This window comes from Capnocytophaga sputigena (genome assembly GCF_002302495.1).
GTDB lineage: Bacteria > Bacteroidota > Bacteroidia > Flavobacteriales > Flavobacteriaceae > Capnocytophaga > Capnocytophaga sputigena.
Map to the genome: position 1 here is coordinate 2,396,435 of NZ_CP022379.1, position 17,527 is coordinate 2,413,961.

The 17,527-nt window shown below is 38.5% G+C and carries 16 protein-coding genes; 13 read left to right on the plus strand and 3 right to left on the minus strand.

Annotation, left to right across the window (positions count from 1 at the left end):
* Positions 1–395 precede the first annotated feature (395 nt).
* The 13 genes from CGC57_RS10795 (at position 396) to rfbB (ending at position 15,156) form a co-directional block, all read left to right on the plus strand.
* Positions 396–2,612 (plus strand): glycoside hydrolase family 32 protein, encoded by a 2,217-nt coding sequence (locus CGC57_RS10795; protein ID WP_095899127.1) that lies wholly within the window; start codon positions 396–398, stop codon positions 2,610–2,612.
* A 67-nt stretch (positions 2,613–2,679) separates the two neighbouring features.
* Positions 2,680–3,840 (plus strand): MFS transporter, encoded by a 1,161-nt coding sequence (locus CGC57_RS10800; RefSeq protein WP_198537258.1) that lies wholly within the window; start codon positions 2,680–2,682, stop codon positions 3,838–3,840.
* 198 nt (positions 3,841–4,038) lie between these two features.
* Positions 4,039–4,917, plus strand: coding sequence for a carbohydrate kinase family protein (locus CGC57_RS10805; protein WP_095899129.1), 879 nt, complete (start codon positions 4,039–4,041; stop codon positions 4,915–4,917).
* 1 nt (position 4,918) lies between these two features.
* Positions 4,919–7,630, plus strand: coding sequence for a hybrid sensor histidine kinase/response regulator transcription factor (locus CGC57_RS10810; protein WP_095899130.1), 2,712 nt, complete (start codon positions 4,919–4,921; stop codon positions 7,628–7,630).
* 106 nt (positions 7,631–7,736) lie between these two features.
* Positions 7,737–8,111: a hypothetical protein gene (locus tag CGC57_RS10815; RefSeq protein ID WP_095899131.1), complete on the plus strand. Its 375-nt coding sequence runs from the start codon at positions 7,737–7,739 to the stop codon at positions 8,109–8,111.
* Positions 8,112–8,273: 162 nt separating this feature from the next.
* Complete coding sequence (locus CGC57_RS10820) at positions 8,274–8,711, plus strand: DUF5958 family protein (protein ID WP_095899132.1); 438 nt, start codon at positions 8,274–8,276, stop codon at positions 8,709–8,711.
* Between the two features lie 7 nt (positions 8,712–8,718).
* Positions 8,719–8,970 (plus strand): hypothetical protein, encoded by a 252-nt coding sequence (locus CGC57_RS10825; RefSeq protein ID WP_095899133.1) that lies wholly within the window; start codon positions 8,719–8,721, stop codon positions 8,968–8,970.
* 162 nt (positions 8,971–9,132) lie between these two features.
* Positions 9,133–9,588 carry a hypothetical protein gene (locus CGC57_RS10830; protein ID WP_095899134.1) on the plus strand — a complete coding sequence of 152 codons (456 nt, stop codon included), beginning with the start codon at positions 9,133–9,135 and terminating at the stop codon, positions 9,586–9,588.
* Between the two features lie 121 nt (positions 9,589–9,709).
* The gene (locus CGC57_RS10835) at positions 9,710–10,396 is read left to right on the plus strand and encodes a hypothetical protein (RefSeq protein ID WP_095899135.1); all 687 of its coding nucleotides are present in this window, start codon (positions 9,710–9,712) and stop codon (positions 10,394–10,396) included.
* 49 nt (positions 10,397–10,445) lie between these two features.
* The gene (imm40, locus tag CGC57_RS10840; protein WP_095899136.1) at positions 10,446–10,814 is read left to right on the plus strand and encodes an Imm40 family immunity protein; all 369 of its coding nucleotides are present in this window, start codon (positions 10,446–10,448) and stop codon (positions 10,812–10,814) included.
* A 265-nt stretch (positions 10,815–11,079) separates the two neighbouring features.
* Positions 11,080–11,484, plus strand: a complete 405-nt coding sequence (locus tag CGC57_RS10845; protein ID WP_095899137.1) for a hypothetical protein — start codon at positions 11,080–11,082, stop codon at positions 11,482–11,484.
* Positions 11,485–11,632: 148 nt separating this feature from the next.
* The gene (locus tag CGC57_RS10850; RefSeq protein WP_095899138.1) at positions 11,633–14,167 is read left to right on the plus strand and encodes a GH92 family glycosyl hydrolase; all 2,535 of its coding nucleotides are present in this window, start codon (positions 11,633–11,635) and stop codon (positions 14,165–14,167) included.
* Positions 14,164–15,156, plus strand: coding sequence for a dTDP-glucose 4,6-dehydratase (gene rfbB, locus CGC57_RS10855; protein ID WP_002677492.1), 993 nt, complete (start codon positions 14,164–14,166; stop codon positions 15,154–15,156). Before CGC57_RS10850 ends, rfbB begins: the two co-directional genes overlap by 4 nt.
* Positions 15,157–15,256: 100 nt before the next feature.
* Here the strand turns inward: rfbB and CGC57_RS10860 are convergent, their stop codons facing one another.
* Genes CGC57_RS10860 through CGC57_RS10870 form a run of 3 tightly spaced genes read right to left on the minus strand, consistent with a single transcriptional unit; the run spans position 15,257 to position 17,517 of the window.
* The gene (locus CGC57_RS10860) at positions 15,257–15,958 is read right to left on the minus strand and encodes a cell division protein FtsQ/DivIB (RefSeq protein ID WP_002677340.1); all 702 of its coding nucleotides are present in this window, start codon (positions 15,956–15,958) and stop codon (positions 15,257–15,259) included.
* 39 nt (positions 15,959–15,997) lie between these two features.
* Positions 15,998–16,879, minus strand: coding sequence for a GTPase Era (gene era / locus CGC57_RS10865; RefSeq protein ID WP_095899139.1), 882 nt, complete (start codon positions 16,877–16,879; stop codon positions 15,998–16,000).
* Between the two features lie 17 nt (positions 16,880–16,896).
* Positions 16,897–17,517: a hypothetical protein gene (locus CGC57_RS10870; RefSeq protein ID WP_095899140.1), complete on the minus strand. Its 621-nt coding sequence runs from the start codon at positions 17,515–17,517 to the stop codon at positions 16,897–16,899.
* Between the last annotated feature and the right edge of the window lie 10 nt (positions 17,518–17,527).

A 17,527-nucleotide genomic window follows, 5' to 3' on the forward strand; every position in this document is an offset into this window, starting at 1 on the left:
AGAATTCGCAACGTTTTCTAAAATTCGTTATTAATTTCTTAAGTATTGATTAAGTGGACACTATGTGGTTATTAAGTGGTGCTAAGCAATAGAAAACCCATTGAAAAAAACGCAATATTTTATCTAAAACATTGCGAAAAACGCAAAAAGAATTATTCTTTCATTACTTTATAAATTGTGGTATACATAAACTTTGTCAAAGTCCATAGACTTTGACAAAGTCTATACCCCATAAATTTGTAAAAACCAAATAAAATAACTACATTTGCCACACCAAAAAAATAGAATAAACAAACCCCCATCACCTTTGCAGCTTGCCCCTCTCCTTGGGAGTAGTCTCTGAATACTTGCAAGAGAGTATGTGATGAACGGGGTGAGGATTTAAATAAAAGTATATGAATAACAAACTAATAGCAGGATTAGGAGTCTTAACGCTCACTGCCTGCCAGCAAAACACCGATGACCTCATTATCGAGGACTTCGAATCAGGCACTTATGCCAATTGGGCGGTAGAAGGCGACGCCTTTGGCGCGACTCCCGCCACCGGTAGCTATACCGGTCAGCAGCCCGTAACAGGCTTTGAAGGCAAGCACCTTGCCAATAGCTTCAACAATGGCGACGACTCTCGTGGAGCACTAACCTCCAAAGAGTTCACCATCGAGCGCGATTACATCAACTTCCTCATAGGAGGAGGCACACACCCCGATACCTATATCGAGCTATTAGTCGACGGAAAAAGCGTGCTACAAACGCGTTCCCTCTACGAAACCGAAACCCTACAATGGCTCACTTGGGATGTCAAAGCCTATAAAAACAAGAAAGCTACTATCCGCATTGTCGATAACCAACGCGGCGGTTGGGGGCACATCCTTATAGACCAAATCGAACAAGGCAACAAACAAAAAAGCGTTTTTATGACTGATTACACCCGTACCTTTGAAGCCAAAGACAAGTACCTGCTCATCCCTATCGAAGACCAAGCAGTTGAAAACAAAGTTCAACTCTCGGTAGAAGGTGACCCCGTAGGCGAGCCAATGACCATCCGTATCGCCCAAAACAAAATCGACTACTGGGTGCCTATCGCTATCGAGGCGTACAAAGGCAAGAAAGTAACCCTTACTTTCGCAGTAGCCAAAACTACCGATATGGGCTTAGCCGAAATCAAACAGTCGGCTGAATATAACTTCAACTACAACGAAAAATACCGTCCGCTATACCACTTCACCCCCCAATACGGCTGGATGAATGACCCTAACGGAATGGTATACCTCGACGGAGTGTTCCACCTCTTCTATCAATACAACCCTTACGGAGCGCGCTGGGGCAATATGCACTGGGGTCATACTGTTTCCAAAGACTTGGTGAATTGGGAATACAAACCTTTAGTATTAGCCCCCGATAAGTTAGGAGCGATTTTCTCAGGCAGCGCAGTCATCGACCACGATAACACAGCTGGCTTTGGCAAAGGTGCTATGGTAGCTATTTTCACCTCAGCAGGCGAACGCCAAACACAGTCTATTGCCTACAGCCTCGATGGCGGAAAAACCTTCACCAAATACGAAGGTAACCCCGTCCTCACCGATGCTAATATCATTGACTTTCGTGACCCGAAAGTATTCTGGCACGCACCTTCTAAACAATGGGTGATGAGCCTTGCTACTACCCAAACGATTACCTTCTATGGCTCTAAGAACCTCAAAGAATGGACACGCCTCAGTGAGTTTGGAGAAGGCTTAGGCGGACACGGTGGCGTGTGGGAATGCCCCGATCTCTTCCCCCTTACTTATGAAGGAAAAACCAAATGGGTGCTCTTCGTGAGTATCAACCCAGGCGGACCTAACGGCGGAAGTGCTACTCAGTACTTTATCGGTAATTTCGATGGCAAAACCTTCACCCCCGATACTATGAACTATCCACTTTGGTTAGACTACGGACGCGATAATTATGCAGGCGTAACGTGGAGTAATGTTCCCGCCACCGATGGTCGCCGTTTGTTCATAGGCTGGATGAGCAACTGGGATTACGCCAATGAAACCCCTACTGAAAACTTCCGTAGCGCGATGACCGTTGCCCGCGTTTTGCGTTTGGTGCATAATGGCGAGCACTTGGTAGTAGCCAGTGAGCCCGTAAAAGAGTTGGAGAGCTTGCGTCGTGAAGCAGTGCTTTTAGGTGATAAAACACGTACCAACACCTCCGATGCTATAACGTTCGAAAACTTCTTGCCCAATAATCAAGGAGCTTATGAACTCACTTTCACGGTAACCCCTAACGAAACCGATAGCTTTAGCTTTGCCCTTGAGAACGCCAAAGGTGAAACTATTAAATACCTATTCGACGGCGCTAATAAAACTCTATCGGTAGACCGCAGTAAGAGCAGTGTAGCTTTCAATGCCAACTTCGCCGAAACGCTTATCAAAGCACCAATGGTAGCTAAGAAAAGCTATACCGTACGCTTATTGGTAGACAAATCTTCTACCGAACTCTTTGTGAACAATGGTGAAGTAGTACAAACCAATGCGGTATTTCCTACCGAAGTGTACAATACTCTCCGCTTCAATACCAGCAAAGGTACCCTCACCCTTAACGATGTAACTGTCTATAAATTGAAATAATAATCCTCTCCCTCTGCCCCTCTCACAAGGAGAGGGGAGTGCGTGAGACTAATAATATATTCATAGTATGCAACAAAATAATAACTATCTAAAATATTTATTGCCTGTACTCCTATCATTCTTCTGTATGGGCTTCGTAGACCTTGTAGGCGCCGCTTCTAACTTTGTAAAAGACGATTTTGGCTTGACCGAAACCACCGCCAAAGCGCTCCCTGCAATGGTATTCTTTTGGTTTCTGCTTTTCTCAGTCCCCACAGGCGTACTGATGAGCAAAATAGGTCGTCGTAAAACCGTACTCCTCAGCTTAGTGATTACTATCTTAGCGATGGTAGTGCCCTTTATTAGCTACAACTATACCACTATGCTGGTAGCTTTCTCCTTGCTTGGTATTGGTAACACACTGATGCAAGTATCGTTAAACCCTCTGATGTCAGTCATCGTAAAAGGTGACAAACTCGCAAGTTCACTCACTTTTGGTCAGTTTATCAAGGCAATAGCCTCGTTTTCTGCCCCCTTGCTGATGAGTTTCTGCTTTGATAAATTTAATGATTGGCGACTCTTCTTCCTGCTTTTTGTAGCTATTTCGGTAGTAACTCTCTTGTGGCTGGGAGCTACTCATATTGAAGAAGAAAAAAACGATAGTAAGAACGCCACCTTTACCGAGTGTTTTGCACTGCTTGCCAACCCTTATGTACTCTTGTGTTTCATTGGTATTATGTGCCACGTGGGGATAGACGTAGGAGTTAATGCCTCAGCGCCCACTATCTTTATGGAACGTTTAGGGCTTACCACTACCCAAGCCTCTTTTGCCACCAGCTGGTATTTCTTGTTCCGTACCATAGGATGTCTGTCAGGAGCTTATATTCTCACCAAAGTATCTCCTAAGAGTTTCTTTACCCTTAGTGTGCTTTGTATGGTAGCCTCAATGGCGATACTGTTCTTTTTCAGTGATAAGACAATGCTTTACACTGCTATTGCTTTGGTAGGTTTCGGTAACTCCAATGTATTCTCAATCATCTTCTCGCAAGCCCTCTTGCAGAATCCTACTAAGAAAAACGAAGTATCAGGCTTAATGATTATGGGACTCTTTGGTGGTACTATCTTCCCTTTTGCAATGGGCTTAGCCTCCGATGCGATGAACGGTTCACAGATAGGAGCCCTTATTGTCCTCAGCATAGGAGTATTATATCTGTTGCTAATGAGCACCCGACTCAAAGCCAACGCCTAACAATATAGTTGGAAAACTCTGCCTTGTCCGCCAAGTCTGCCTCGTCAGATAGTTCAGATAGTTCAGAAAACTCAGAAAACAATAGAAATTCTCAAAAAGAATTTATAACTTTGTACGCTGAAAAAGAAAAGAATTAACAACAACACTCTCGCCTCACACCCTTAGAGGAGGGCAGGGGAGAGGATAACATATAATACAATGAAAAATACAGTAGTAGGATTGGGAGAAATCCTTTGGGATGTCTTCCCTGAAAGAAAAGTATTAGGCGGCGCGCCCGCTAATTTCGCTTACCACGTGTCGCAATTCGGCTTCAACGGCTATGCTGTGAGTGCCATTGGTGGCGACCTCCTCGGTAAGGAAATACTAAAAAGTTTAGAAGAGAAAGAACTCAACTACATCATCGAAAAAACTGATTTTCCTACAGGTACCGTAAAAGTACAGTTAGACGGTCGTGGGGTGCCTACCTATGAGATTAGCGAAAATGTAGCGTGGGACAATATTCCATTCTCTTCGCGAATTGAGAACTTAGCAAAGAACACTAATACCGTGTGCTTTGGGTCATTAGCACAGCGCAGTGAAGTATCGCGTGCCACTATCCACAAGTTCTTAGATTTGATGCCAGCCGAGAGTCTCAAAGTATTCGATATCAATCTCCGCTTGAAATACTTCAGCAAAGAGGTAATCGCCGATTCTTTAGACAAGGCAACTGCATTGAAAATCAACGATGAGGAGATAGTAAAAATTGCCGAAATGTTCAATTTGCAAGGAACTGATGAAGAAGTATGCAAGCACCTATTGGAGAAATACAACCTCAAATTCCTTATCTTAACACAAGGTACGAGAGGTAGTTATGTGTTCACGCCTAATGAGAAATCGTTCTTAGGTACGCCTAAGGTTACTATCGCCGATACAGTAGGTGCAGGCGACTCGTTCACGGCTGCTTTTGTAGCCTCTTACCTCAATGGTCGTAGTATTGCCCAATCACATCAATTGGCGGTAGAAGTATCGGCTTACGTGTGTCAGCAACACGGTGCGATGCCTCGCCTTGCCGATGCTCATTTAGAGTTGTTTAGATAAAATGACTTTTAGAAGGTATCATATACTTTTTTTATACTTCGCTCTCTTTGCTTGCCTCGCTTGCCAAAGGGAGCGAAACCCCCGTTATGTGATAGGGGTGTCGCAGTGCAGTGAAGACCTTTGGCGACAAACGATGAACGAGGAGTTAAAACGCGAAGTAGCCCTTTATCAGGCTGATGCTGAGGTGCTCATTCGCAGTGTGAAAGACGATACTCCCAAGCAAATCGCCGATATAGAGTGGTTCATAGAGCAAAAGGTAGATGTGCTTGTCGTTTCACCTAACGAGTCGGAAGCCTGTACACCAGTTATTGAAAAGGCTTACCAGCAAGGTATTCCCGTGATTTTGGTCGATAGAAAAATCGCTACCGAAAGTTATACAGCCTATGTAGGAGCTAATAATTACCAAATAGGCAAAGAAGCAGGTCTCTATGCTATAGGTGTCCTCAAAGGCAAAGGCAATATAGCCGAAGTGCGTGGTACTAAGGGCTCAACCTCCGATGCCGATCGTCATAAAGGCTTTGTCGATGCTCTCAAAAACGCCCCCGAGGTGCAAATAGTAGCCGAAACTTGGGGCAACTTCCTTCAAGCTGATGCTAAAACGCAAATGCAACAAATCTTCCAAGAGCACCCTCATATCGACCTTGTGTTTGCGATGAACGACCCAATGGCAGCAGGTACGCACGAGGCTGCAATGCAGTTCAATGGCAAAATTCCTTTTATCATTGGGGTAGATGCCTTGCAACAAGTGGGCATACAAAATATAGAAAATAGCGTGCAAGATGCATCGTTTATCTACCCTACAGGCGGTGAAAAAGTCATAGAACTTGCGATGAAAATCCTCCACAAACAGCCTTTTCAGCGCGAGAATATCCTCAATACCACAGTGGTAGATAAGAGTAATGTGCGCATTTTGCAGTTGCAAACCGAACAAATTGCTGAAAAACAAGCCAAAATAGAGAATATCAATAAGCAACTCAGTGAGAGCCTTATCCAGCATACAAACCAACGAATGCTGCTCTACCTTTCTATTACAGCTATTGTGCTTATCACTGTCTTCTTACTGATGGCTATTAGGGCTTATCGCGCTAAAAGTAAGACTAATAGCGAACTGAAACGCCAAAAAGAACAGTTGGAAATCGTCTCTAAACAATTAGAAGAGGCGACCCAAGCCAAATTGCTTTTCTTTACCAATATCTCTCACGAATTTAAAACTCCCTTGTCTCTCATCTTAGGACCTGTGCAAACACTCTTAGCGCACAATTCTCTCCCCAAAGAAGAACAAGACTTGTTATTCCTCATCAAAAAGAATAGCAACCGACTTTTGCATCTCATTTCCGAAGTAATTGAGTTCCGCAGTTATGAGAATAACAAAATGCAAATGTATTTCACCAAAGGCAATTTGAAGAGCTTCCTCACCGAACTCAATTCTTTTTTCACCGACCGTATCAAGCAAAAGAAACTCAATTTTCAGTTCCTTGCCGAAGATACTTCTTTTGAAATGCCTTTCGATAAGGAAAAAGTAGAGAAAATCTACTTCAACCTGCTTTCCAATGCGCTGAAGTTCACACCTCAAGAAGGACGTATTTCTGTATCTTTAGAAAAACAAGGAGAATATGCAGCTCTACGTGTGTTCAACAGCGGTTCATATATCCCAAAAGACAAACAAAATGAGGTGTTTGAACACTTCTACAAAATAAACCCCGATAGCGAAGGTTCGGGTATTGGCTTGGCGTTGGTACAAGCCTTAGTAGCCTCACACAATGGTACTATCAGCGTGGAGAGTACAGAGGGCGAGGGGACAACTTTCCTCATTCGCCTGCCTTTCACCCAAGAACAAATATCGGCAAAAACAGTATACGATAGCAATTACATCGAAACCCACCTCGATTTATTGCCTTCATTGCCAGCATCTGACGAAAAACTCAAGTTGCCAACAGCTTCACCCTCAGCTCCTGAAAAACCTACCGTACTGATTGTGGAAGACAACGAGGATATGCGCCAGTTTATTCGCTATATCCTCAGTGATAGCTACAATCTTATAGAAGCCGAAAATGGTGAAGAAGGCTTTGAAGTCGCTAAAAAACACCTCCCCGATGTAGTTATTAGCGATGTGATGATGCCTAAAACCGATGGTTTTGATTTGTGTCAGTTACTGAAAACCAACGTAGCTACCAATCATATTCCTGTGATTTTGCTCACCGCCTATGCTTTAGACGAACAGAAACAAGTAGGCTTCGAGAGCGGTGCTGATGCCTATATCTCCAAGCCTTTCAACGTAAAACTGCTGAAAACAAGGGTACGCAAACTTATCGAGAACCGCAAGAAGATACGCGAGAGCTTTAGTAATTTCCTCCTAAACGAAACCAAACAAGAGACTTTAGGCAAGGTAGAACAACAATTTATCACCGATTTCACCCAATATGTTGAAAACTCTATCGCCAACCCCGAACTGAATATCGACGAAATTGCCGATGCCTTAGGCTTGTCGCGTTCTAACCTATACCGCAAAATCAAATCCCTCACCGACTATTCACCTAACGAACTCATTCGCACCATACGAGTAAAATACGCCAAGCAGTTGCTCAACAGCAAAGCCAAGAGCATCTCGGAAGTTGCTTATGAAGTAGGCTTCTCCTCACCATCCTATTTTGCCAAATGCTTTAAAGATTTTTACAACGAAAGTCCAACAGAATATTTAGAACGCATTAGGTAATAACTTTTTGCATCAAAAAATAATATAAAAAGATGAAACATATTATGATTATAGTTCTATCTCTTATAAAAGATAGGATGATTCCTATAAACAAATAATCAAAGTAATGGAAAAGATATATCAATTAAGAAACATATTAGAAAAAGCTTTTAAAACAGAAGGGCAAGAACGATTTGATAATATCAATTTTTTTCTAAAAGAAGTCTGGGAAGATGAAGCTATCACAGATGAGAAAATAAATGATTTACTAACGGATATTGCTTATGACTTAGAATTTTATGAGCCTTCTAATGGGAATTGGAGTATAGATACTTCTATTTACTATGATGGAGAAAAAATGGATAGAATGTTAGATGAAGCAATAAAAAATATAGACACTTTGTTAGTAAATTTAGGTTATAATGACAACTTCAAACACAAAATAGTGGAAGAATGTCGATTAATAAACTTGCTAAAAAAGGCTCTAATAACTGAAGAGTGAGAAAGAATAGAAGCAGTAAAAACTTTTTAAGATATAGCTTGGAATGAAACAATCTGTAATGAGGCTATTATTGATCTCTTAACAGAAATTGCTTATAACTTAGAAATTTATGAACCAAATGAAGATTGATACTAATAAACCTTATATAACAATATATCCACGATGAAATTTGAAATAGAAATATTAATTAATAAATACGGACAAGGATTAATACCTTTGACTGTTTTGCAAGAAAAATTTGAAGCTTATTCATTGTGTCAAAAAAGAAGTTTTTTACAAGAAATGAGCTTTTTAATTATTCAATCAAAACCTAAAGAAGAAGATGTAGATTTAGCTATTAAGAAAGAAAAGCTAAAAAGTGGTTACACACCTTGTGTATTATTAAAAAAAGGAATAAGTTCTTATAATTTAGAAAGAGTGATTAATCTTCCTGAAAATGAAATGGGGAAAATTTTTATATTATTTATGGGTATATTTAAAATAGCTTATATTAGAAGATTTAAAGAAGAAATGAATAACATAAATAAATGGTGGTATTGGGATTTGTCTGATAATAGCAATGTAGAGAGAATACTAGAAGGTTGTCATAATTCAAATTAAAATATTTATGAAAAATATTTTTGAGTACATAAATGATATTTTATCAAACTGGGATCCTCTTGATGTAGGAGAGGATTTGGCACAAGATGAATATCAAAAGTATATTCCCTCTATAGTAAAAAGATTAAACAACAAGAGAGAATTAGCACTTTACTTGGAATGTATTTTAACAAAAGAATTGAATACAGGCTACAACAAAGATAATGATAAACACAGAAAGGATCTTGATAGAATTATACACGAAATGTTGAGTTTTTAAAATGCACTTTCAACTTATTAAAGACGATTTTTACAATAATATATTAGGGAAGATTGAATATTACTTCCCTTCATTCCATTCTATTTTTCACAAAGAGGACGGAATATATCCTATTTTAGGAGAGTTAGGTTCTTTATATAATCTTGAATTTAATTTAAAGAAATGAGATATTCAAGAGAAATTGTAAATCAAATAAAGATAATAGACGAAGTGCTCTATTCTCTGAACTTACCTTCAATTTTGAAGAATGAATATTTTGTAACAGACGCTATAAGCTGTGAAAATTATTTAAAGTTACATTATAATAAACCTAATAACATTTTCTTTTCAATAATATTAAATTCCTTTGGAGTACAAATAGATATTGATGAAGCAAAAGAAATATTAGATTTATCACTTTCCTCTCCAAAAGAAGAAAAATACTTTAAAGAATTTGTAAAAATTCTTTTTACATCTTTTATTAGAATAAAAAAATACGGTAAATATTATATTAAGATTAGTTTTTTCAATCAGAAAAGAGAATGTGTTAAAACGATTAGATACATTGAAATTAATTCTTTTTCTTTAAATTTTAAAGCTACTTTAAAAGGATATCCTCCTTTGTATTTATCTTGGTAAGATAAGATTATAATAAAAGTTCTAGTTTAAAAATTCGTACGTTTACCTTGAAAAGGACAATTTCAAAAGTATCAAAGAAATTATAAAGGTTATAAAGTTTTTAAAATCAAACCATAGTAGTATGAAAATAGACAGAGAACTCAAGCAAGAAATTAACAAAGAATGGCAAAGTGCTTTCCCCCAGTTAGGGAGCTATACTCAAAATAAATTTTTTAAAGTTTTAGGGACTCTTATTGTTGGTATAGAATTGATAAAGGTTCCTTTTATGGAACAATATAGACCTCATTTTGTTATCTATACTCTGTTTGATAAAGATTTAGGCACAAACCTCTCTGAAGAAATATTATTACAAGAGTTTTATAATAAGAAAGGGTTTCAGTGTGATATACCTTATTTAAAACACAATGAGTATTTTAAAGAAGTGGTAAGTTGTATTGATAAACAACTTCCAATTTCTTTAGAAGTAGACATACAAATTGATAAAATAAATGTTCTTTTAGAAAGTTATATTAGAAAAGCCCCTTTTAATGGAGGAGCTACTAACTCTTTCAGTTATGCAAAATATCAAGAAATTAAAATGAAGATAGCCTTGTATCTGAATAAAGAAAGAGCTCAACAAGTATTTAGAGATATTTATAATGTAAAATGGGATAATAAATCTTTTGAAGAATCTAATGGTTCTATAAATAGTTGGTTAGTCTCTTTGCAAGAAGTGATAGATAATAGGGATACTTTTCTAAGACAAATTGAAATTAACAAACAAAGTAAAAAGATTTTAAAATTACCTTATTCAGAGATTGTTTTATAGCTGTAAAATATTCGTAAAAGTTAGGTAATGTGATAACAATAGTTTTCTTATGAATTTAACAGATAAATTAATAGCACTACTAAAAAAAGGAGCTCCTGTATATGGAACAATACAAAAATCTTTTTCAAAGAATGATGCCTTAGAGATTTTAGAAGAGTGTCTAAAGAGTAGAATTGCTATTTTAGGAGGAGATGTAGTCAATGTTAATAATAAAGGCTATTTTGAACATAATTATGACAATTGGAGTTGCGAAAGAAAAAAAAATGAGTCTGATGCTGATTATGCTTTGAGAAGTGCTAAAAGAGCTATTAAATACATTTTAGAATATAAAAAGGATAATGCTTATTTTATTCTTGTACTTGATGTAAAAGATGAAACTATTAAACAACATCTTTTTTTTAATGAGATGATTTTGTAACCTATCACCAACGAAGTAGGCGATACCCATTTAGAAAAATACCCTTTCCCTGCTATTTAAAGCCCCTGCTCAGATATATGTAAAAGACAAAGAACGCATTAGCTTTGAATATGATGCTTTTGAGAGCAGAGCCGCGATGTACTACGGCAATACAGACCTTAAAAAACAAAAACGCCGTTATGTTAAACATTATAAGATGGTACTATGGAAAACCTTCTGAATCCAATGAATATTTTTGGAATTATTTTTATGAAAATTACGGCAAATGATCGACGTGCTTTATTATTATATTTATCTTTTTTATGCAAAGGTTATGCCTGATGATTATCCACATTCAAACACTGTTTGGGCATTAGGTTTTATTTTCTCTTTAATAATCAATGGACTGATTGATATACCATTAGCATATTTTTTTAATTGTTATTTAAGTACAATTCAAAAAGTAATCATAATAATAATTGTGATGACTTTGTTTTACTTGAAATATAATAGAAGTGGTAAAGGAATAAAAATAGTAAAAAAAGAGAAACCTAAGTTTTTTGGTAGTAATACAGCTTCTATAATACTTACTATTCTATTCTTTTTGATAAGTATGTTTTTCTTATTTTTTAGTGCGGATATAGTAAGGGAAATATTAGAGATGAAAAAAGCTGCTACCTCACCTATGTAAGTTATAAAACTTTAGCATTTAACCTCAGTTCGATATAGCAAAAAGAGGGTAGATTTTTAAATGCGAATACCGCAAAAAATCGTCATTCGTAACTCGTCATTCGTAATTATTTATTATCTTTGCCCCAATTAAATTAATTATTATTACAATGAAGTTAAAACATATCACCCTTTTAGCAGTGGCATCCTTAGTGCTTGCTGCCTGCAACAATCCCCAAAATCCCTTGCAGAAAGAAGTGCAACCCCCTCAAAAACCGTTGATTAGCTATGTAGACCCATTTATTGGCACCGGCGGACACGGACATACTTATCCTGGGGCAACTACGCCTTTCGGTATGATACAAGTCAGCCCCGTGAATGGTCTTAGTCACTGGGATTGGTGTTCTGGTTATCACCATTCCGATAGCCTTATGGTTGGTTTTGGACATTTGAGCCTCAGTGGTACGGGTATAGGCGACCTAAACGACATTTTGCTAATGCCTACTACTAAAGAGTATGACCTCAGCGTACTCAAATACGGTCGCAAAGAGCAATATCCCGTGAATGCCAAAGAGTTTCGCGATATGGTGCCTTATAAATCAAAGTACAGCCATAAGAACGAAAAAGCAGAACCTGGCTATTACCAAGTGTATTTAGAAGATCCCAAAGTGAATGTAGAACTCACAGCGGCACAACGTTATGCTGTACATCGTTATACTTTTGAAAAAGGAGCAGAACAATCAGTACTACTGAACTTGGGATTTGCTATCAACTGGGATAGCCCTACAGTAACCTATATACAACAGGAAGCGGAAGATTTGATCACTGGCTATCGCTATAGTGAAGGCTGGGCACCTAATCAAAAAGTATACTTTGCTATTCAGTTTTCTAAACCTATTAAAAAAGCAAATCTCAATAAGGTAATTACGACCAAAGACCCTAAAAAATTAAAAAAAGTAGATAGAGTAAAGGAATTTGAAGATGAATTAGAAAAAGAATTACAAGAAAATGAAAAATACAGACCAGTGCGTTTAGAGATAAACCCTCACTTGTTAGATGAAATGAGACAAATTCCTTCAGGTCAGTTCTTTTTTAATAATAAGAATAAAACTCTTGAAGTGAAAGTAGCACTTTCATCAGTAAGTGAAGATAATGCTTTAGAAAATTTAGGGTTTGAAAAAATGGTAGATACAGATGATCCTAAAACACGACAATTTGCTGATTTTGCAGATAAAGCAATAGGAAGCTTTAAGTATGAAGGTGTAGAGTTGTTTAGGACAAGAATAGAAATGACTTCTGAAAGTCGCCATTTTCAACAAATAGCTGATGAATCGCATCCACTTAATTTTAATAAAGTGAAAGAAGAAGCTCAGCGACAATGGGAGAAGAATCTCAGCAGTATAGTAGTAGAAACTCCTGTTGATTCTCTCAAAACCATTTTCTACACTGCTCTCTATCACGCGCAAGTAGCGCCTGTAACTTTTTCTGACAAGAATGGATGGTTTAGATTGCAAAACGACGAGATTGTAAAAACCGAAGGCACAGCTTATTCTACCTTATCGCTTTGGGATACTTTCCGTGCCGAGCACCCATTGCTTACCCTTTTGCAACCCAAAGTAACTGCAGATATCATCAACTCAATGTTAGCTTACTACCAAGTGCACAAAGTGTTACCCGTTTGGACACTTTATGGCAATGAAACCAATACAATGACGGGCTATCACTCTGTTGCGGTGATTGCCGAAGCCTACCTTAAAGGAGTACGTGGTTTTGATGCTGAAAAGGCTTACGAGGCAATGAAAACTACAATGATGCAAGATGATCGCGGACTCAAAGCGTACAAAAAATATGGTTACATACCTTATAACGCAGGGGTAGACGAATCGGTTACTATTACCCTTGAATACGCTTACGACGACTGGTGTGTAGCGCAAATGGCTAAAGCCTTAGGTAAAACTGAAGATGCCGACTTCTTTACCAAACGCTCAGAAGCCTATGCTCACTTATTTGATAAAGAAACGGGCTTTATGCGTGGTAAAAGCACTGATGGTAAATGGCGCACACCTTTTGACCCTAAACGCTCCGACCACCGCGAAAACACCGACTATACCGAAGGTAATGCTTGGCAACACAGCTGGTTTGTGCCTCACAACGTACAAGGACTTATCAACCTATTTGGAGGCAATGAACCTTTTGTAACACACTTAGAAAAACTCTTTACCGAAAGTTCTGAAATCACTGGTGATAACACCTCTCCTGATATTTCAGGACTCATAGGGCAATACGCGCACGGCAATGAGCCTAGCCACCATATTGCCTATATGTTCAACGTAGCAGGACAACCTAAGAAAACCCAATATTGGGTAGATCGCATCTTGCAAACTCAGTACAACACTACCCCTAACGGACTTAGTGGCAATGAGGATTGCGGACAGATGTCGGCTTGGTACATTTGGAGTGCTATGGGCTTATACCCTATGAACCCAGCTTCTACCGAGTATCAATTTGGTCGTCCACTATTTGATAAAGTAACCATACACTTGCCTAACGGAAAAACGTTTACAATCATTGCTAAAAATGTCTCTAAGGACAATAAATATATCCAATCTGTAAAACTCAACGGCAAGGAATACTCTCAATGGCATATTTCTCACCAAGACCTTCTAAAAGGCGGTGAATTAGTTTTTGAAATGACAAACAAATGAAAAGAAACATCTTAATCACAGGAGGAGCTGGTTTTATAGGCTCTCACGTCGTAAGGCTATTTGTAAACAAATACCCTAACTATCACATTTTTAACTTAGACAAACTTACTTACGCTGGTAACTTAGAAAACGTTGCCGATGTAGCCAATGCCCCTAACTACACCTTTATACAAGCGGATATTTGCGACTACGAGCGTATGAAAGCCCTCATCGCTGAACATCACATCGATGGAATCATTCACCTCGCTGCCGAAAGTCACGTGGATAGAAGTATTGAAGACCCTTTTATCTTCGCGAAAACGAACGTGATGGGTACTTTGAGCCTCTTGCAAGCAGCTCGTGAAGCGTGGAAAGATAATATGCAGGGCAAACGCTTTTATCACGTTTCTACCGATGAGGTATATGGAGCTTTAGAAATGGATAATACCCTCTTTACAGAGCAAACTCCTTACGACCCTCAATCACCTTATTCGGCTTCTAAAGCCTCATCCGACCATTTTGTGAGAGCTTATCACAACACTTACAAATTGCCTGTAGTGATTTCAAACTGCTCTAACAACTATGGTTCTCACCAATACCCTGAAAAATTGATACCAGTGTGCATCTACAATATTGTGGATAATAAACCACTACCAATCTATGGCAAAGGTGAGAATATCCGCGATTGGCTTTTTGTGGAAGATCACGCTCGCGCTATCGATACCATTTTCCACCAAGGAAAAGATGGTGATACCTACAATATTGGAGGCTTTAACGAATGGCGTAATATCGATTTGGTGAAGGTAATCATCAAAGAAGTAGATAAGCAATTAGGTCGCCCCGAAGGTACTTCCGAAAAACTCATCACTTTCGTAACCGACCGTGCTGGTCACGACCTCCGTTACGCTATTGATGCTACTAAATTGAAAAATGAACTCGGTTGGGAACCTTCCTTGCAGTTTGAAGAAGGTATCCAAAAAACCGTAAAATGGTACCTTTCTAATAGATAAGAGGTAAGAAATAAGAGATAAAAAAACAGAGGCTACTCATTAGTAACCTCTGTTTTTTTATTCGTCATTCGTCATTCGTCACTCGTCATTCGTCATTTGTTTATCGTCTACACACCACTTGGTTCATATATTTTAGATTTACGACGCTGTATTCGTTCAGTTTGTTAGTTTTTTCTAACTGTTTATAGAAGGCTTTGAGATTAGCTTTCTTAAGCGCTTCGTCTTCAAACTTGCCAAAAACAACTTTAAAAGTAGGCACACGCATCAAAAATTCGTATTCGCCATTAGGTTTTACCAATACTTCAGTGATATTCTCAGCCATCCATTGGTCGTTTTGTATAAACTGCATCAGTGCGTAGGAGGCTTGCCAATACTGCTCGGTATTACCTCTAAGTACAGGCACTCGCGCCGAGTAAGAACTTGAGAGTGGCATCTTCTTTCCTTGGGTATCCATATAGTACACTCCCGCTCCGTCGTACACACGAGCGATAGGTTCTCGCTGTTTAATTTTAGCATTTAGAGTGCCATCAATAGTGCAAAACACTTCCGATTTCTCAATCATCACATTGTTGTCTAAGAGCTTTTCAATTTCATTTAGCCTAAGAAGTCCCATAGGGTGTTGTGCTTGAGGATCTTTGAAGATAGTGCGGCGTATAGCCTCATCGGTAACGTACATATTCTCATCCTGATGGTCTACCACCACCTCTTTCACTACACGCATCTTGTTGCGCCCCGATGCAAATATTTGTATGCAAAAGGGCAAAAAGATGATTACAAGTATTTTTAATATCTTTTTTATCATAACATAATCGACAGATTAACAAATCGGCAAATCGACAAATCAATTAGTATCGTAGCCAAAACGCCTCAATTGTCGCGCATTGCTACGCCAGTCTTTATTTACTTTTACAAAAAGTTCTAAGTGTATTTGTTTGCCAAAAAACTTCTCTAAATCAGTGCGAGCTTCTACGCCTACTCGTTTTAAGGCTTCCCCTTTATGCCCTATGATGATGCCCTTTTGGCTTTCACGCTCTACCATTATTACCGAGCGAATGTGAATAATCGTCTCACTATCGGCAAAACTTTCGGTCTCTACTTCTACCGAATAGGGGATTTCCTTCTTGTAGTGCAATAGTATTTTCTCGCGTATAATCTCATTCACGAAAAAGCGCTCTGGTTTATCGGTGAGTTGGTCTTTAGGGAAGAAAGCAGGCGACTCGGGCAAAAGTTCTATAATGCGGTTGAACACTACTTCAGTTTGGAAGTTGCGTAAAGCCGAAATAGGAAAAATCTCGGCACGAGGCACTTTTTCTTTCCAGTAGGCTACTTGTTCCTCTAAGATATTTTGGTCGGAAGTATCCACTTTGTTGATGAGCAACAACACTGGTACTTCCAGTTTATTGATGCGATTAAAAAAAACTTCATCTTTCAGTTCTTTTTCCCCTATTTCTACCATATAGATAAGAATATCAGCATCTTCAAAAGCACTTTTCACAAAGTCCATCATCGAGGCTTGTAAGGCGTATGAAGGTTTGATAATCCCAGGAGTGTCCGAAAAAACCACCTGAAAATCATCACCACTTACGATACCAAAAATGCGGTGTCGTGTAGTTTGTGCTTTAGAGGTGATAATAGAAAGTTTTTCGCCTACAAAGGCGTTCATAAGGGTAGATTTCCCTACATTAGGGTTCCCTATAATATTTACAAATCCAGCTTTATGCATCTGTTAATTGTTAATTGTCAATTGTTAATTGATTGTATCATTCCTTTCCCCCAATGTGGGTGATTAGGTGTTTTAGGAGTGAAATGGTTAAATTTTTCTAAGGCTATTTTAACTATAGGTGCTGCTTTTTCCTTGCCACCACCTAATATTTTAGGTTTATAGTAAATTCCGATGGCACGAATCACATAAGGACGTGGGTTTTCGGTATTTGCCTTGATAGCTTTTTCAATGTATGCCTTACATATTTTTCCGTATTTAGACCCGCGAAACATCGGGTTTACTTTCACTTTAGCACTGTTTAGATAGGCGTATAAAGCATTGATTTCCGATACATCGGCATCAGGTTGTTTTTCAGCTATCTTCAAATATTTCTCCGCCTGATTGCAATAACTATCAATCATATCTCCCTGCGACATATCAGCGAGGCGTATGTTCACATAAGCCGCATAATAATTCACGATCCAATGCGAAGCCGCTGAGGTAGCAAGAGTTTCAAAATCTTTAGCTAAAGTCTGTAATTCTTTAGTAGTATAACTTTTGTCAAGGAGTTTTACTTTTTCAGTAAGCGTTGTTTCCACATCCTGCCCCCAAACCACAGAAAAAACTAATAACAGAAAAAAAGTAATATATCTACTCATTCGTAATTCG